At 70.9% G+C, this 14,729-nt stretch carries 13 protein-coding genes; 6 read left to right on the top strand and 7 right to left on the bottom strand.

Annotated elements, in window-relative coordinates; all coding sequences use genetic code 11:
* Window positions 1-12: 12 nt before the first annotated feature.
* Genes BM424_RS23605 through BM424_RS23585 form a run of 5 tightly spaced genes read left to right on the top strand, consistent with a single transcriptional unit; the run spans window position 13 to window position 4,153 of the window.
* On the top strand, window positions 13-324 hold the full coding sequence (locus BM424_RS23605) for a PAAR domain-containing protein (protein WP_093422102.1): 312 nt from the start codon (window positions 13-15) through the stop codon (window positions 322-324).
* The gene (locus BM424_RS23600; RefSeq protein WP_093422100.1) at window positions 321-731 is read left to right on the top strand and encodes a GPW/gp25 family protein; all 411 of its coding nucleotides are present in this window, start codon (window positions 321-323) and stop codon (window positions 729-731) included. The genes BM424_RS23605 and BM424_RS23600 overlap by 4 nt, the downstream gene beginning before the upstream one ends.
* Window positions 731-2,686 (top strand): putative baseplate assembly protein, encoded by a 1,956-nt coding sequence (locus BM424_RS23595; protein ID WP_093422097.1) that lies wholly within the window; start codon window positions 731-733, stop codon window positions 2,684-2,686. The genes BM424_RS23600 and BM424_RS23595 overlap by 1 nt, the downstream gene beginning before the upstream one ends.
* Window positions 2,683-3,237 carry a phage tail protein gene (locus tag BM424_RS23590; RefSeq protein ID WP_245776082.1) on the top strand — a complete coding sequence of 185 codons (555 nt, stop codon included), beginning with the start codon at window positions 2,683-2,685 and terminating at the stop codon, window positions 3,235-3,237. The genes BM424_RS23595 and BM424_RS23590 overlap by 4 nt, the downstream gene beginning before the upstream one ends.
* A gap of 4 nt (window positions 3,238-3,241) precedes the next feature.
* Complete coding sequence (locus BM424_RS23585; RefSeq protein WP_093422094.1) at window positions 3,242-4,153, top strand: zinc ribbon domain-containing protein; 912 nt, start codon at window positions 3,242-3,244, stop codon at window positions 4,151-4,153.
* 47 nt (window positions 4,154-4,200) lie between these two features.
* On the opposite strand, the gene BM424_RS23580 is transcribed toward BM424_RS23585, so the two are convergent.
* From BM424_RS23580 to BM424_RS23565, 4 genes are all read right to left on the bottom strand, one after another.
* A complete protein-coding gene (locus BM424_RS23580; protein ID WP_175548235.1) occupies window positions 4,201-5,907 on the bottom strand; it encodes a CocE/NonD family hydrolase in 1,707 nt (568 codons plus the stop codon).
* A 690-nt stretch (window positions 5,908-6,597) separates the two neighbouring features.
* Window positions 6,598-7,404, bottom strand: a complete 807-nt coding sequence (locus BM424_RS23575; RefSeq protein ID WP_093422089.1) for a nitrilase-related carbon-nitrogen hydrolase — start codon at window positions 7,402-7,404, stop codon at window positions 6,598-6,600.
* Window positions 7,401-8,840 (bottom strand): APC family permease, encoded by a 1,440-nt coding sequence (locus BM424_RS23570; protein WP_175548234.1) that lies wholly within the window; start codon window positions 8,838-8,840, stop codon window positions 7,401-7,403. The genes BM424_RS23575 and BM424_RS23570 overlap by 4 nt, the downstream gene beginning before the upstream one ends.
* Before the next feature lie 324 nt (window positions 8,841-9,164).
* Complete coding sequence (locus tag BM424_RS23565) at window positions 9,165-9,536, bottom strand: winged helix-turn-helix transcriptional regulator (RefSeq protein WP_093422084.1); 372 nt, start codon at window positions 9,534-9,536, stop codon at window positions 9,165-9,167.
* A gap of 75 nt (window positions 9,537-9,611) precedes the next feature.
* On the opposite strand from BM424_RS23565, the gene BM424_RS23560 reads away from it, so the two are divergent.
* Window positions 9,612-10,538, top strand: coding sequence for an NADP-dependent oxidoreductase (locus BM424_RS23560; protein WP_093422082.1), 927 nt, complete (start codon window positions 9,612-9,614; stop codon window positions 10,536-10,538).
* Window positions 10,539-12,207: 1,669 nt separating this feature from the next.
* On the opposite strand, the gene BM424_RS23550 is transcribed toward BM424_RS23560, so the two are convergent.
* From BM424_RS23550 to BM424_RS23540, 3 genes are all read right to left on the bottom strand, one after another.
* On the bottom strand, window positions 12,208-12,795 hold the full coding sequence (locus tag BM424_RS23550; protein ID WP_175548233.1) for a GPR1/FUN34/YaaH family transporter: 588 nt from the start codon (window positions 12,793-12,795) through the stop codon (window positions 12,208-12,210).
* A gap of 112 nt (window positions 12,796-12,907) precedes the next feature.
* Window positions 12,908-13,885 carry a class I fructose-bisphosphate aldolase gene (locus BM424_RS23545; protein ID WP_093422074.1) on the bottom strand — a complete coding sequence of 326 codons (978 nt, stop codon included), beginning with the start codon at window positions 13,883-13,885 and terminating at the stop codon, window positions 12,908-12,910.
* A 404-nt stretch (window positions 13,886-14,289) separates the two neighbouring features.
* Complete coding sequence (locus BM424_RS23540; protein WP_093422072.1) at window positions 14,290-14,631, bottom strand: LytTR family DNA-binding domain-containing protein; 342 nt, start codon at window positions 14,629-14,631, stop codon at window positions 14,290-14,292.
* Window positions 14,632-14,729: the final 98 nt, after the last annotated feature.

Below are 14,729 nucleotides of genomic sequence, written 5' to 3'. Positions count from 1 at the left end.
AGGAGTACCGCGATGCCCCCTGCCGCTCGGATCGGCGACCCCACCAACCACGGCGGAACCATCGGCCCGCCGCGGGTGAACCCGCAAACGGTCATGCGCGTGCTCATCGGCGGCAAACCCGCCGCGGTGGTGGGGAGTCAGCACGCGTGCCCGAACCCGCCGCACGCCCTGATCAGCGGCGGCAACGTGATCCTGCCCAGCCCGCCGAGCACTTCGGTGGTGCTCATCGGCGGGGTGCCCGCGGCCTGCGTCCGCGACAAGACCACCTGCGGCGCCCAGATCGTGATGGGCGCGGTGAACGTGCTGATCGGGGGCCCGCTGTGAGCGATCGGTTCATCGGCCGCGGCTGGGGCTTCCCGCTGCGCGTCGGCCCGACCGGCGGGATCGGCATGGTCGAGCGGGAGCGGGAGATCGAGGAGGCGATCCGGCTGGTGCTGGGCACCGCGCCGGGCGAGCGCCCGATGCGCCCGGAGTTCGGCTGCGGCATCCACGACTACGTCTTCGCCCCCGGCGACGGCGCCACGGCCGGGCGCATCGCCCACGAGGTGCGGGTGGCGTTGCGGCGCTGGGAACCCCGCATCGAGGTCTCGGACGTAGTGATCGCCTTCGACGCCGTCGACGACGGGGTGCTCTACATCGACGTGCACTACGCGGTGCGCGCCACCAACGACCGCCGCAACCTCGTCTTCCCCTTCTACACGATCCCCCGCAGCGACGGAGACGCCGACTGATGGCACTGCCCACGCCGAACCTGGACGATCGCCGGTTCCAGCAGCTGGTCGACGAGGCCAAGCGCTTCGTGCAGCAGCGCGCGCCGGAGTGGACCGACCACAACGTCTCCGACCCGGGCGTGACGCTCATCGAGACGTTCGCGCAGATGGTGGACCAGCTGGTGTACCGGCTCAACCGGGTTCCGGAGAAGAACCACCTGGCGTTCCTGGACCTGCTGGGCGTGCGGCTGTTCCCGCCCGCGGCGGCGCGGGCGGACGTGACGTTCTGGTTGTCGGCGGCGCAGTCGGAGACGGTGCTGCTGCCGCGCGGCACGGAGGTGGCCACCGCGCGATCGGAGTCCGGCGACGCGGTGGTGTTCGGCACGACCGAGGAGCTGCCGATCGTGCCGTGCGAGCTGAAGTCGCTGGTGACGATCTCGGCGTCCGGCGAGCAGGCGAACCGGACGAAGGACCTGGACGTGGCCAAGGACGTGCCCTGCTTCCAGCCGGAACCGGCGGTGGGCGACGCGATGCTGTTCGGGCTGTCCAACGCGGTGCCGCGCTGCGTGGTGGCGGTGCGGCTGGACAGCCAGGTGGAGGGCATCGGCGTCGATCCGCGGCAGCCGCCGCTGGTGTGGGAGTCGTGGGACGGGATGCGCTGGAGCGAGTGCGCGGTGTTCGGCGACGCCACCGGCGGGCTCAACCGGCCCGGCGAGGTGCTGCTGCACGTGCCCGCCGGGCACAGCACGTCGGTGGTGGCCGGGGTGCAGGCGGGCTGGTTGCGCTGCCGGGTCGTGGCCCCGGCCGAGGAGCAGCCGTTCTACTCGGAGTCGCCGACGGTGCGGGTGGCCGAGGCGTTCACGGTCGGCGGCATCACCGCGGTCGAGCACGCCGAGACGATCACCGACGCGTCGCTGGGCGTTTCGGCGGGCGTGCCGGGTCAGCGGTTCCGGCTGGACCGGGCTCCGGTGCTCACCGACTCCGAGCCGGTGGTGGTGCAGGTGTCGGCCGGTGACGGCTGGCAGGACTGGCGGGTGGTGGAGCACTTCGGCGAGTCGGGGCCCGCTGACCGGCACGTCACGCTGGACGCCACGACCGGGGAGTTCGGTTTCCCGCCCGCGGTGCGCGCCGCCGACGGGACGCTGACGTCGTTCGGGGCGGTGCCGCCGAAGGGCGCGCAGATCCGGGTGCCGTCGTACCGGACCGGGGGTGGCCGGGCGGGCAACGTGGCGCGCGGGACGATCTCGGTGCTGCGCAGCTCGGTGCCCTACGTCTCCGGTGTCGAGAACCGCGAGGCCGCCACCGGCGGTGTCGACGGTGAGACCGTGGAGGAGGCGAAAATCCGCGCGCCGCACCAGATCCGGGTGCAGGAGAGGGCGGTCACCGCCGAGGACCACGAGCGGATCGCGCGGCAGGCGGCCCCGTCGGCGGCCCGGATCCGCTGCCTGCCCGCCGGGCAGGAGCCGGGGTCGGCGCGGCTGCTGGTGGTGCCCGACGCGACCCCGGACGCGGGCGAGCAACTGAGGTTCGAGCAGCTGGTGCCCACCGAGCAGCTGCTGGCCACGATCGCCGCCCGGCTCGACGAGCGCAGGCTGCTGGGCACCCGGCTGGTCGTGGAACCGCCGTTCTACCAGGGCATCACGGTGGTGGCGCGGATCAGGTCGGCGGACCAGGATCTCAACCGGGTAAGGCGGGACGCGCTGACCGCGCTGCACCGGTACCTCAACCCGCTGCGCGGCGGGATCGACGGTGCGGGCTGGCCGTTCGGGCGGCCGGTGCAGCTGGGCGAGGTGTTCGGCGTGCTGCAGCGGGTCGAGGGCGCGGAGCTGGTCGACGAGGTGCGGTTGTTCCCGGCCGATCCGATCACCGGGCAGCGCGGTTCGCCGGTGGAGCGGGTGGAGCTGGCCGAGCACGCGCTGGTGTTCTCCCACCAGCACCAGGTCATGGTGCAGCCGATGTCGGGGAGTGCCGAGTGAGGCGGGCGGTTCCCGGTCTGCCCAGCCGGTATCCGCTGGGCGAGATGCTCCCGGCGATGTACGCCGGGGACGACCTGGCGCAGCGCTTCACCGCGGGCCTGGACACCGTGCTGGCGCCCATTCTGTCCACGTTGGACAACCTCGCGCACTACTTCGATCCTCGCGTCACACCGGAGGATTTCGCGACGTGGCTGGCCGGGTGGGTCGCCGTGGAGCTGGATCCGCGGTGGCCGCTGGAGCTGCGGCGCGCGGTGCTGCGCCGGGCCGTGGACCTGCACCGGCAGCGCGGCACCGCGCACGGCCTGATCGACCTGCTGCGGTTGTGCGCGGGCGTGCAGGCGCGGGTGCTCGACGGCCCCGGCGCGGCGTCGTCGACCCGGCCGGGCACGCCGCTGCCCGGCAGCCCGGTCTCCAGCGTGGTGGTGCAGGTGTGGCCCGGCCGGTCCGAGGTGGATCGGCAGCGGGTGACCGCGCTGGTGGATTCCGTCCTGCCGGTGCACCTGACCTGCACGATCGAGGTGCTCACCGGTCCACCCGAGCGAAGGGGGTAGCGGGATGCGTTCCTGCCCGACGTGCGGTGCGCAGGTCGCCCGCGACGACGACTTCTGCGGCACCTGCGGCTCGTACCTGGGTTGGGCGGCCGACACCGGCGAGGCGCCTCCGCCGCCGTCGGAGGCGCCGACCCGGCGGATTCCCGTCGACGAACCCGAGCAGCCGGAGGCGGTGCAGCCGGCCGAACCGGTCGCGCCCCGGCCCGAGCCGACCGCGCAGGTCGAGGAGCCCGAGCCGGAGGGGCCGCCGTGCCCGTCGTGCGGCACCGCGAACCCGCCGGACCGGCGGTTCTGCCGCCGCTGCGCCCACCGCCTCCAGCCGGAAGAACCGGCGGCGCCGCGCAAGCAGCGCCGCCTGAGCAACACCGACCGGTACAAGTTGTGGCGACGCCTGGTGATCCTGGCGGCGGTGATCCTGCTGGCCGTGGCCGCGGTGCTGCTGTACCCGCTGGGCAAGCTGGCGGTGCAGGACGTGCTCGACAAGACCTCCGAGGCGGTGCCGATCGCCCCGGCGGGGGTGACGGCCAGCGACGCCGTGCCCGGCCATCCGGCCGGCGCGCTCACCGACGTGCGCACCGACGTCTACTGGGGCGCGCCCGGTCCGGGCGCGTGGGCCGAGTTCACCTTCGAGCACCCGGTTCGGCTGGTCAGGATGCTGGTGCACCTGGGCCCGTCGGCCAAACCGGAGCGGTTCACCAAGCAGGCCCGGCCCTCGCACATCGACGTCGTGCTCACCCAGGCCGACGGCAGCACCAGCACGATCCCGGTCGCCCTCACCGATCAGCCGCAGCCCGACCCGATCGACCTCCGCACCAGCGACGTCGTCCGCGTCCGCATCGTCATCCGCGACGCGGTCGACCTCAACGAGCGCAGGCACATCGCGATGTCGCTGGTGGAGTTCTTCACCCGCGGTTGAGTGGTGGGGTGGGGGAAGTTTTCATGAAAACTTCCCCCACCCCGAGATCACTTGCCCCCGACGGGTTCGACGTAGTCGCCGGTGAACACCGAGCCCGGCGGCGGGTCCGCCAGCGGCGCGGGCAGCGCGAACTCGGCGGATCCGGGCGGAGCGGTGGCGATCTGCTGCTCCAGGTAGCCCGGGAGCTGCACGCCCGGGTCGCCCTGGACGGTGCCGGTGCGGCGGTAGGTGAGGAACGGCAGGTCGATCGACCCGCCGCGCACCTCGACGGTCTGGCCGCTGGGGGCGGCGAGCTGCCACCAGTCGCGGTTGTTGTCGGTGACGCGCACGCCGATGCGGTGCCCGGCGGGCAGCTTCCAGTCGGCACCCCACAGGGTCAGCGGCACCGTCGACTCGCCCGCCTCGCGCACGAGGTGGCCCTGGCGGGTGATCAGCGGCCCGGTGCCGTCGGGGCCGAGGTCGTAGACGTCCACGACGAGGTTGGCGTTCGGCCTGCTGGTGGTGACGTCGACCGAGACCTGCGGCGAACCGGACAGGTGCGCGTCGTGCGGCAGCGGCTGCGACACCGTCCACACGCCCGAGGTCACGTCCGGGTCGGTGGGCTCACCCGAGGACGAGTTCGCCGCGCTGGACACCGATTTCGCGGTGTCGACGTAGTTCCCGCCGAGCAGCGGCGTGCGGTGCGACCGGACGTCGGCCGGCGGCCACTGGGCTTCGGAGCGCCACGTGCCGTCGTTGGTCTGCACGGCGTGCGGCGGGTCGGGCACGGCCGGGGCCTGGTCCTTGAGGAACCGGTCGTAGAAGCGCATGACCTCGTCGAACCAGCCCTGGCGCCCCATCTTCAGGCGCCCGTTCTCGTCGGTCTCGTTGCCGCGCACGTGTTCCCACGGTCCCATCCAGCTGCGCTCGTAGCCGGTGTGGTTGGCGAGGTACTCCTGCGTGCCGTCGGCGACGGTGTTGTTCTCGGTGAGCCCCTGGGCGAGGAACAGCGGCACGTTCGAGCCGGTCGCGCCGGGGATCAGGTCGCGCTGCTTCCAGAACTCCGAGTCGTGCCGGTCGTCCAGCGACTGCTGGGCGAGGTTCTTGCCGAGGCACAGCGGGTCCGTGAGGCTGCGGAGGTTGTAGCCGGGGTTGTCGGTGATCGGCCCGGGCGTGGCGGCGATGCCGTCGTAGAGCGCGGGTGTCGCGACCGAGTTGGTGCGGCGCATCCCGTCGCCGTAGAGGTAGCGGTAGTCGTCGTACACCGGTTCCTGCGACACCACCGCGGCCAGTCCCGGGGGTCGCTCGTCGACGCCGACCAGGCCGGTCAGCCCGTCGTAGGACTTGCCGTACATGCCGACGCGCCCGGTCGACCACGGCTGGTTCGCGGCCCACTGCACCGCGTTGACCACGTCGGCCTTCTCGCCCGGTCCCGACCAGTCCAGGCATCCGGTGGACCCGCCGAAGCCGCGCAGGTCAACCATGACGAACGTGTAGCCCTTCTTCAGCAGCCCGGAACCCTCGACGAAATCCTGGAACCGCTCGGACGGCCCGTCGTTCGGCCCGATCGGGTCGTACGGGGTGCCCTCGACCGCACCCGAGGGCCCGGTCTGCCCGGAATGGTTGAAGTAGGGCCCGATCGACAGGATCACCGGCGTCTTGTCGGTCGGCTTGAGCCCCTTGGGCCGGAGCACGTCCGCGTGCAACGTCGCGTCCCCCGCACTGGAAGGCGACGGGATCGACGCCTCGCTCCAGTCGGCATCGGGATAGGCCACCCCGGAAGCCTGAGCAGGCACGACGGGCACCGCCAACGCCACAACCCCCACGACGACCCCGGCACCGCGCCGACGCCACGACCTCCCCGACCCGCGCATCCGAAACCTCCCCGAAGAACACAACGCGTCCCCCGAGTCACCCACCCCGAACACCCCCTGCCAACCACCCACCAACCCCCGTTGCACGATCGATGCCCCGAAGAAACCCAACCCCACAACCACCCCGAAACCCGAACCTCTCAACGCAACGAAAACCGGAGTTTTCGACGCGATGGAAACCGGAGTTTTCGACACCTCCGGTGAGGTTCGAACGTGGTCAGGGGACAGTTTTAGCGAAAACTGTCCAGACAAAACGAACACCACCCCTGGACAGTTTTAACTAAAACTGTCCCCTGGCGACAAACGAACCCAGCTGAACCCCGCGCCCTGCCCCCATCTCAACCGGCCACTGCCTCGCCCAGACCCCGCCTCACCGGGTCTCGCCGGGAGGGGGCTCGCCGGAGGCATCTCTCCGGAAGCGTCTCGCTGGAGGTGCCTCTCCGGAGGGGACTCACTGGAGGCGTCCGGCGGGTCGGCGTCGATCTCGTCGGGGGCGATGGGGTGGGAGTGGCCGCCCGTGTGGGGGTGGGGACACGGATTACTCCGGTATTCGGTTCCCCGAATACCGGAGTAATCCGTGTCCCGATGGGGTCAGGTGGTGATGTAGAGGGTGGGGTGGCGGTCTTGGAAGAGGTTGTTGTGGGGGCTGATCTGCTTGTCGCGGGCGGTGGTGAGGTCCGCGGTGCACGCCGCGCGGTGGTCGGGGCCGGCTTCGGCGGCGGGCCAGCCGTTGTGGTCGATGATGGTGGTGCCCTCGGTCCAGGCCTGGCCTCGTTCGGTGCCGGTGCGGTCGCAGCAGGCGATGGTGACCCGGTTGACGCGGGCCGCGGCCTGGGCGATGAGGACTTCGGGCGGGCGTTCGCCGTCGGGACGGTCGACGAGCGGCCAGTTGGTGGGGGCCGCGATGAGGTCGGCGCCCGCGAGGGCGACGCTGCGGGTGTACTCGGGGAATTCGAGGTCGTAGCAGATCATGGGCGCGATGCGGCCGAAGCTCGTGTCGACGACCTCGGGCAGCCGGTCGCCCGGCGTGAAGAACAGCTTCTCCCGGTCCCACAGGTGGACCTTGCGGTAGGTCGTGCGCACCCCGGAGGCGTCCAGCACGACGGCGCTGTTGTGCACGAGACCGTTCTCGCCGCGCTCGGCGAACCCGCACACCACCACCGCTCCCCCGCTGATCGCCGCGACCCACTCCTCGACGAGCGGGTCGGACGGGGTGATCGCGCACGCCGCCACCTCCTCCGAGGCCCGGAAGACGTAGCCGCTGGTGGCCAGCTCCGGCAGGACCAGCACGTCGGCGCCGGCGGCGGTCTCCTCGGTGATGGTGCGGACGATCTCGCGGTGGTTGGCGACCAGATCCCCCAGCACCGGGGCGAGCTGGCGGCAGACGATGCGGGTCACTGGTCGTCTCCGTGGTCGGTGATGCGGGCGCGCACCCGGTCGGCCAGGCCCGGCACGAACACCACGGTGCACGTGGCCACGACCAGGACGGCGAGGATGACGTACGGGAAGAACCGGGCGGTGCCCTCGGCGTCGGCGACGTTGCTGAAGATCGTGTAGCCGAGGAACGCCAGCGCCAGCGCGGGGATGACGGCCTGCCAGCGAGGAGCCTTGGGCTGCGGGCCGGTGAACAGGAACCGCAACGCCCCCAGCGTGGCCAGCGCGTAGGCGACGAGCAGGGCGAGGGTGCCGAGCGTCAGCCAGTTCATCGTCGCGTCCAGCACCCCGGTCCCGACCAGCCACTGGCCGGTGGCGAACACCAGGATCAGCGCGCTGACGACCACGATCGTCCCGGCCGGGGCCCCGCGCCGGGTCAGCCGCACCAGCGGCCCGGACACCCCGGAGTCGCGGACCAGGGCGTAGCCGATGCGCGCGGCCCCGTTGACGGTGCCCAGAGTGATCGCGAACAGGCTGAGGCTGGCGACGAGGTCCAGCAGCACGGCCATCCAGGTGCCGAGGTAGGGCCCGGCGAGATCGCCGTAGGGGTCCTCGGCGGCGGCGAACGCGCTGACCCCGCCGGTGCCGTAGCCGATGACCTGCCCGACGATGGTGATCAGGAAGAACACGCCCACCACCACGATGGTGATCTTCAGCGCGCGCGGGATCTCCCGCTTGGGGTTCATGGTCTCCTCGCCGAGCGAGGCGGCCCCTTCGAACCCGGCGAAGGCCAGGAAGCCGAAGACCGCGGCCGCGGCGATGGTGCCGACGCCGGTCCCGGGCGGCAGCTGGAGGAAGTCCCAGCTCAGCGTCTGCCCGTGCGGGGCGTGACCGGTGCCGACCCGCACCAGGACGACCGCGCACAGCAGCACCACCAGCGCGGCCCCGGCCAGCTCGACCACCAGCAGCGCTCGGGTGACCACCCGCACCTCGCTCAGCGAGAGCCCGACGACCAGCACGAGCGCGACGAGGCCCGTCCAGATCCACTCCGTCGGTCCGCTGCCGATCAGCCCGAGCCGGGCCAGCGCCTTGTCGAAGAACAGCGCGATCTCGATGGTCGACCCGGTGCCGATGGTGGCGTAGGCGGTCAGCAGCGCGGTCCCGGCGACGAACCCGGCGCGCGGCCCGATCGTGCGCCCGACCAGCGCGTACACCGAGCCGGTGTGCGAGATGTGCTGGGAGAGCTTGATGAACCCGTACCCGACGAGCGACACCCCGAGCACGGCGAACACGAACGCCCAGACCGCTCCCTGCCCCAGCAGCCCGGCCGCGCCGACGCCCAGCAGCGCCATCGCCCCGACGGGCCCGATGAGCCCGATGGAGAACGCGGCGGCGTCGGTGACCTTGAGCTCGCGCCGCAACCCCGGGGCAGCGGTGTCGGATCTGGTGGTTGCGGACATGTTCATCAGCCTCTTACGGACTCGGCGCGCTCGCGCCCGGTGACGCGGTGGATGCGGACCGCACACCCTCGGGCACGCGATCCGGCAGGGAACGCTAAGCACCCCGACCCCACAGGACCAGTGGGGCAACACCTGGACTTCCCGAAGGGTTTCCCTATGGGGAAACATCCCCGCTGCTCAGCGCCTCCGCGGCCGCGATCCGCTCGATCGAGGACGGGCCTCCCGCGATTCGTCCACAAAGGAATCTACGGCGAAAACCGCGCATCCCGCGAAAACCGGACCAGGTCACGCCCCTTGGGTCGATTTGCCCGGTTCACCCGATTGTCACGTCTGCGCGGCGCTTCCGGAGTCGAGCGCGTCGAGGACCGCTTCGCCGTGCTCGCGGGCCCACTCGGTGAGGACGTGGATCGGCTCGATGAGGGTCTCGCCGAGCGGCGTCAGCTCGTACTCCACGCGCGGCGGCACCTCGGCGTAGGCGTGCCGGATCACCAGGCCGTGTTCCTGCAACCGCCGCAGGGTCTGCGTGAGCATCTTGCGGGAGATCCCGCCGATCACCTCGACGAGGTCGCCGTGGCGCACCGGCCCCCGACTGAGCCCGTAGAGCACGACGGCCGTCCACTTGTCGGCGATGAGGTCGAGCGCCATCCGCGCCGGGCAGTCGGACAGGAAGGGATCGCCCGGGGTGAAACCGCTCATGGCTCCCAAGGTACCCGTTGGTTCCTATGGGCTGCCTAGCCTCGGAGCTCTCCCCCACAGGAAGCCAGGAGAGTCATGCGAGTCATCACACAGCACGAGCTCGGCGGACCCGAGGTGCTCAGCGTCGTCGAGGCGCCGCGACCCCGCCCGCTGCCCACCGAGGTGCTCGTCCGCGTCCGGGCCATCGGCCTCAACCCCCTGGAGGCGCGGTTGCGCGCGGGCGAGTTCCCGCTGGTCGGAGCGCCGCCGTTCATCCTCGGCTGGGACATCAGCGGCGTCGTCGAGGAGGCGCAGACGTGGCGTCTGCGGCCGGGCGACGAGGTGTTCGGGATGCCGCTGTTCCCGCGTCCGGCGAACGCCTACGCCGAGCTCGTGTCCGCTCCGGCGCTGCACGTGACCCGCAAACCGGCCTCGCTGTCGCACGTCGAGGCCGCCGCGCTGCCGGTCGTCGGACTCACCGCGTGGCAGGGGCTGGTCGATCTCGCCGGCGTGTCGCCCGGTGACCGGGTGCTGATCCACGGCGGTGGCGGTGGCGTCGGGCACGTCGCGATCCAGATCGCCAAAGCCCTGGGAGCGGAGGTCATCACGACGACCAGTCCCGGAAAGCGGGAGTTCGTCGAGTCTTTCGGGCCGGATCGCGTCATCGACTACACCGCGGCCGATTTCGCCGAGGAACTCCGGGACGTCGACGTGGTCCTCGACCCGATCGGCGGCGACGCACCGGAACGCTCCCTCCCGGTCCTCCGCCCCGGAGGTCACCTCGTCACCGCGGTGGCCGAGGACGACCCCGACCTCGCGGCCAGGTACGAAGCCGAAGGCAAGCACTTCCGCGGCATCGCGGTGGACCCCGACCCGGTCGGCCTCCACCACCTCGCCACCCTCGCCGACCAGGGCGCACTCCGAGTCCACGTCGACGCGATCTACCCGTTCGACCAGATCACCCAGGCCCATCACCACCTCGACGCAGGCCACCTCCGAGGCAAACTCGTCCTCACCCCCTGACACCCAGGACAAATACCGCAGGATTCGCCGGGTCAAATACCGCAGTTTTTGACCGGTCAAATACCCGCAGGTTTCGCCCCGCTCCGTCGAAAACCCCCGCATTCGTCGTGTCGAAAACCCCGGTTTTCGTCGCGTGAAAGCAGGAGTTTTTGACACCGGGCGGCACCTCCCCGCCGCGGAGGTGCCGGATTACGGCCGTAATCCGGCACCCGAATACGGCCGTAATCCGGGTCCTGACGACGTGCGCCCCTCGCTTCGGGACGCGGCGTCGGAAGGTGCGGACCATGGTGGGGAGGGGACAGTTTTCATGAAAACCTTCTCGTCGATCTCAGAGGGAGGTTTTCATGAAAACTGTCCCCTCGGAACAAGACGGACTTCCCCCGTGAGCCCGACTCCACCCAGGGTGGGGGAAGTTTTCATGAAAACCTCCCGTTCCAGGTGGGTGGGAAGTTTTCATGAAAACTTCCCCCACCCACCACTTCAGGAGGACCGTTCCTGGGTTGGACCGGCGGGTGAACCTGTTGGTCTTGGTGGCGTTGCGGGAGGAGGACGGGCCGTTGATGTGGGCGGCCCGCCTCGCCGGTGTGATGGCTGGATCCGGTTGTTGGCCGAGGCCGTTGCCGGAGGGGATTGCTGGGACGCCGGGCGCCGGTGAAACCGCGTCAATGGGCATTGTTCCAATGTGCTTGATCGAAACTGTGCCAGTGGTCGTTGTTTTCGTGCATCTCGAACCTGATTTCCGTACCTGGTTCGGGTTTTGGCGTCCGTTCGGGTTCAAGATCACCCCAATGTCCCAGTAACAGGACACTCGATCGGGTTCTGAGGGAGCTTCACCCCTGGTGATGGGCGTTCGCTGCGGTAACGCTGAGGGGAGTCCCGGGCACGGTCGCGCGGTTCGCCCCCGAACCGCGCGCTTCCGCACGCTCCCGGTCCGGCGCCGTCCACCCCACCTCGACGCGGCGCCGGGGCGGGCGATCCCCGATTCGCCGAAAGGATTTCATTTGTTGCAGGACCCGGACCAGTGGATGCGGCGCGGCGTCCACTGGCACGCCTACGTCGAGGTCTCCAGCGACGACCCGTTCGAGGACATCACCACTCGCGACGAACGCCTGACGCAGCTGCCCGAATCGGTGCTGCTGTCGCCCGACGACGTGTGCGACTGGATCGCCACGATGACCCGAACGCACGCCCGGCACGACCTCGTCACCCTCATAGAGTCCACCGACCCCGACGGCCGGACCCGGGCTCGCGTCGGGGATGAACGCCACGTCACCCGCGACTGGCACGACAACCTCGAACAGCTCAGCCGGGGCAGTTCCGTCTACACCCACTTCCGCCGCTGCCACGACCGGATGCGGCTGTGGGCGGAGGCGGTGACCGGCGAGGACTGCTGGGAGGACCACGAGGAGTGGGCGCACCACCCGAGCACCGCCCCGGCGCGGCCACCACACCGCCCGCTCCCGCGGACGAGTGTCCCGCCGGCGGTGCTCACACCTGGGTGCCGGAGCAGGGCGGTGGAGGACGTCACTGCATCAAGTGCGGCGCCCCGGGTTGAGCACGTCGAGGGCCCGGTCTTCGCGGCGACGAAGACCGGGCCCTCCTCCCCCACCGGGCGTGGTCGTGGGGGACGGCGCGGAGGCGGTGGGTTGGGGCCGCCCCCGCGCCTGCCTCACCGCCCCCGCAGGGGACGGCCGAGCGGCAGGCCACGACCACCCGTGGCCACGGACAGCACGTGCAGGAACAGGTACGCGCCCAGGGTGGCGAAGGTGAGCACGACGAAACCGCCGATGGTCTTCAGCTGCGCCGAGTCCTGAGCCGTGGCCACCAGCACCAGGCCCAGCGCCGCCGCGATCAGCGCGAACAGCAGCGTGTAGGCGCCGGGCAGGCGCAGCGTTCCGGCGGTCAGCAGCGCCACGACGATGAACCACGACGTCAGGAACAGCACCTGGGTGGCGGTGGCGCTGCCCTCCGGCACGCCGAACCAGCCGTGGGTCAGCCCCAGCACGAGGAGCCCGTAGCTGAGCCAGAACCCGGCGAAGGTACCGAAGATCGACGCGACCGCGCCCTGGCCGATCGCCGCCGCCCACAGGGCCGCCACGAGCTGTCCGAGGCCGGTGGCGGCGAGGATGATCGCGATCGGTGCCCCGACCGCTTCGGCGGGGACGACGCCGACGAGCGTCATGCCCAGGGCGATCGAGCCCACCACGAACGTGGGAACCCCGATCAGGGCGGGGTCGCCGGCCAGCGGCCCCGCCACCTCCTCGGGCTCGCGGTGTGCGGGTCTGTCACGGTCCGTTGAAGTGTCCGATGTGGTCACAATCCGCTCCTTTGCGGTTCCGGTGCACCTTGTCGCCGCGTCCCGGGGTCGCTCAGCGGGCCGCGGCGTTCGCGACGGCGCGCACCGACAGCGCGCGCTGGGCGTCGGCCCACCGGGCGCCGTCGCCCCGCCACGTCTCCAGAGCGGGCCCGACCAGGGCTCGCCCGAAGGAGTAGGTGAGCTCCCAGGGGAGGTCACCGCAGTTCTGCATGGCACCCAGGTGCCGGGTGGCCAGCTCGGGGCTCTGGCCGCCGGAGAGGAACGCGATGCCCGGCACCTCCGCGGGCACCGTGTCGCGCAGCGTGTCCACGGTGGTCTGCGCGACCAGGTCGACGCCGGGCTGCTCGGGGCAGTTCTTGCCTGCCACCACCATGTTCGGCTTGAGCACCATGGAGTCGAGCCGCACCCGCATCAGGTCGAGCTCGTCGAACAGCACGCGCAGCACCGCACGGGTCACCTGCTGGCACTGGCCGAGCGAGTGCGCGCCGTCCATGAGCACCTCGGGTTCGACGATCGGGACCAGCCCGCCCTCCTGGCACAGGCCCGCGTAGCGGGCGAGCGCGTGCGCGTTCGCGCGGACCGCGCGCTCGGTCGGGATGCCGTCGCCGATGGTGATCACCGCGCGCCACTTGGCGAAGCTGGAGCCCAGCTCGACGTACTCGGCGATCCGCTCGCGCAGCCCGTCGAGCCCCTCGGTCACCTTCTCGCCGGGGGCACCGGCCAGCGGCTTGGCGCCGGTGTCGACCTTGATGCCGGCCAGCATTCCCATGTCCTTCAGCGCCTGCGGGAACGTGCGGCCGTCGGAGAGCTTCTGGCGCGTGGTGTCGTCGGCGAGGATGACGCCGCTGATCGAGTCGACCAGGTCCGGGGTGGTGACGATCAGCTCGCGGTAGACGCGGCGGTTCTCGTCGGAGGCGGTCACGCCGACGCCCTCCAGGCGCGCCGACATCGTCCCGATGCTCTCGTCGGCGGCGAGGATTCCGCGCCGGTCGGAGACCATGTCGCGCGCGATTTCGTTCAAGGTGGCCATGTTTCGTTGCGCCTCCCAGCGTGGGGCACGTGCGGTGCCGGGTTCGGGTTCGTCGACTGCGCGAGGTGACCGCGCGGAGGTTCTGCTGTCCTTGCGAGCCGCCGCGAGGACGCGTATCGGGTTCCCAGGCTGACCCGAACCCCCTTGCGGGTCAACGCTTTCGGCACGAACCGGGATCGTCGGCGCACGAACGGTTCCCAGGTGGTCGCAGGCGGCCGCAGTGCTGAAACCCGTTGCGCGACTGAAGCAGTACGCGTATTTTCTTGGCCGGATCGGAAAAACACCCGCTTTTCCCAACGCTTTTCGAATATACCGGGAGCGCACGAAAAAGCCGCACCCGTCCCGAGAGAGCGCAGGAGTGCGCCCGGAGCCTCGGAACAGGTGCGGCTGCGGAGCCGGAAGCGCTACAGACCCAGCGCTTCGGTGACGAACTTGGCCCGCCGGCGCGACACCGGCACGACCCACCCGTAGTTCGCGACGGTGAGCTCCAGCTCCCCGCCGTCCTTGCGCGTCACCTCGCGGACGCGGTTGAGGTTCACCAGGTAGCTGCGGTGAACCCGCACGAATCCGCAGGACGCGTACTTGTCGTCGATCTTGTCTATCCCGTCGGTGGCGCACCGGAATCGCCCGAGGTCGGTCCTCAGCCACACAGCCCTTCCGACGGCTTCGGCCACGATGACCTCGGCGATGTCGAACAGGACCTGGCGGTTCCCCTTGATCCCGACAACGCGTCGCGTCTCACCCATCGCATCCTCCCGTTGCTGTGGTCTCGGAAGCGGGTGCGAACTGAGTCCGGCCGGGCGGTGCGTCCACACTCGCACCGCCCGGCCGGAGCCTCCCTGCT

The organism is Saccharopolyspora flava (assembly GCF_900116135.1).
GTDB classification, from domain to species: domain Bacteria; phylum Actinomycetota; class Actinomycetes; order Mycobacteriales; family Pseudonocardiaceae; genus Saccharopolyspora; species Saccharopolyspora flava.
This window is presented reverse-complemented; position numbering and strand designations above follow the sequence as displayed.

What these genes read in the sequence shown, in the direction of transcription:
- BM424_RS23605 (WP_093422102.1), top strand. Translation starts at nt 13, where the DNA reads ATGCCCCCTGCCGCTCGGATCGGCGACCCCACCAACCACGGCGGAACC.
- BM424_RS23595 (WP_093422097.1), top strand. Translation starts at nt 731, where the DNA reads ATGGCACTGCCCACGCCGAACCTGGACGATCGCCGGTTCCAGCAGCTG.
- BM424_RS23585 (WP_093422094.1), top strand. Translation starts at nt 3,242, where the DNA reads ATGCGTTCCTGCCCGACGTGCGGTGCGCAGGTCGCCCGCGACGACGAC.
- BM424_RS23570 (WP_175548234.1), bottom strand. Translation starts at nt 8,840, where the DNA reads ATGTCCGCAACCACCAGATCCGACACCGCTGCCCCGGGGTTGCGGCGC.
- BM424_RS23565 (WP_093422084.1), bottom strand. Translation starts at nt 9,536, where the DNA reads ATGAGCGGTTTCACCCCGGGCGATCCCTTCCTGTCCGACTGCCCGGCG.
- BM424_RS23560 (WP_093422082.1), top strand. Translation starts at nt 9,612, where the DNA reads ATGCGAGTCATCACACAGCACGAGCTCGGCGGACCCGAGGTGCTCAGC.
- BM424_RS23545 (WP_093422074.1), bottom strand. Translation starts at nt 13,885, where the DNA reads ATGGCCACCTTGAACGAAATCGCGCGCGACATGGTCTCCGACCGGCGC.
- BM424_RS23540 (WP_093422072.1), bottom strand. Translation starts at nt 14,631, where the DNA reads ATGGGTGAGACGCGACGCGTTGTCGGGATCAAGGGGAACCGCCAGGTC.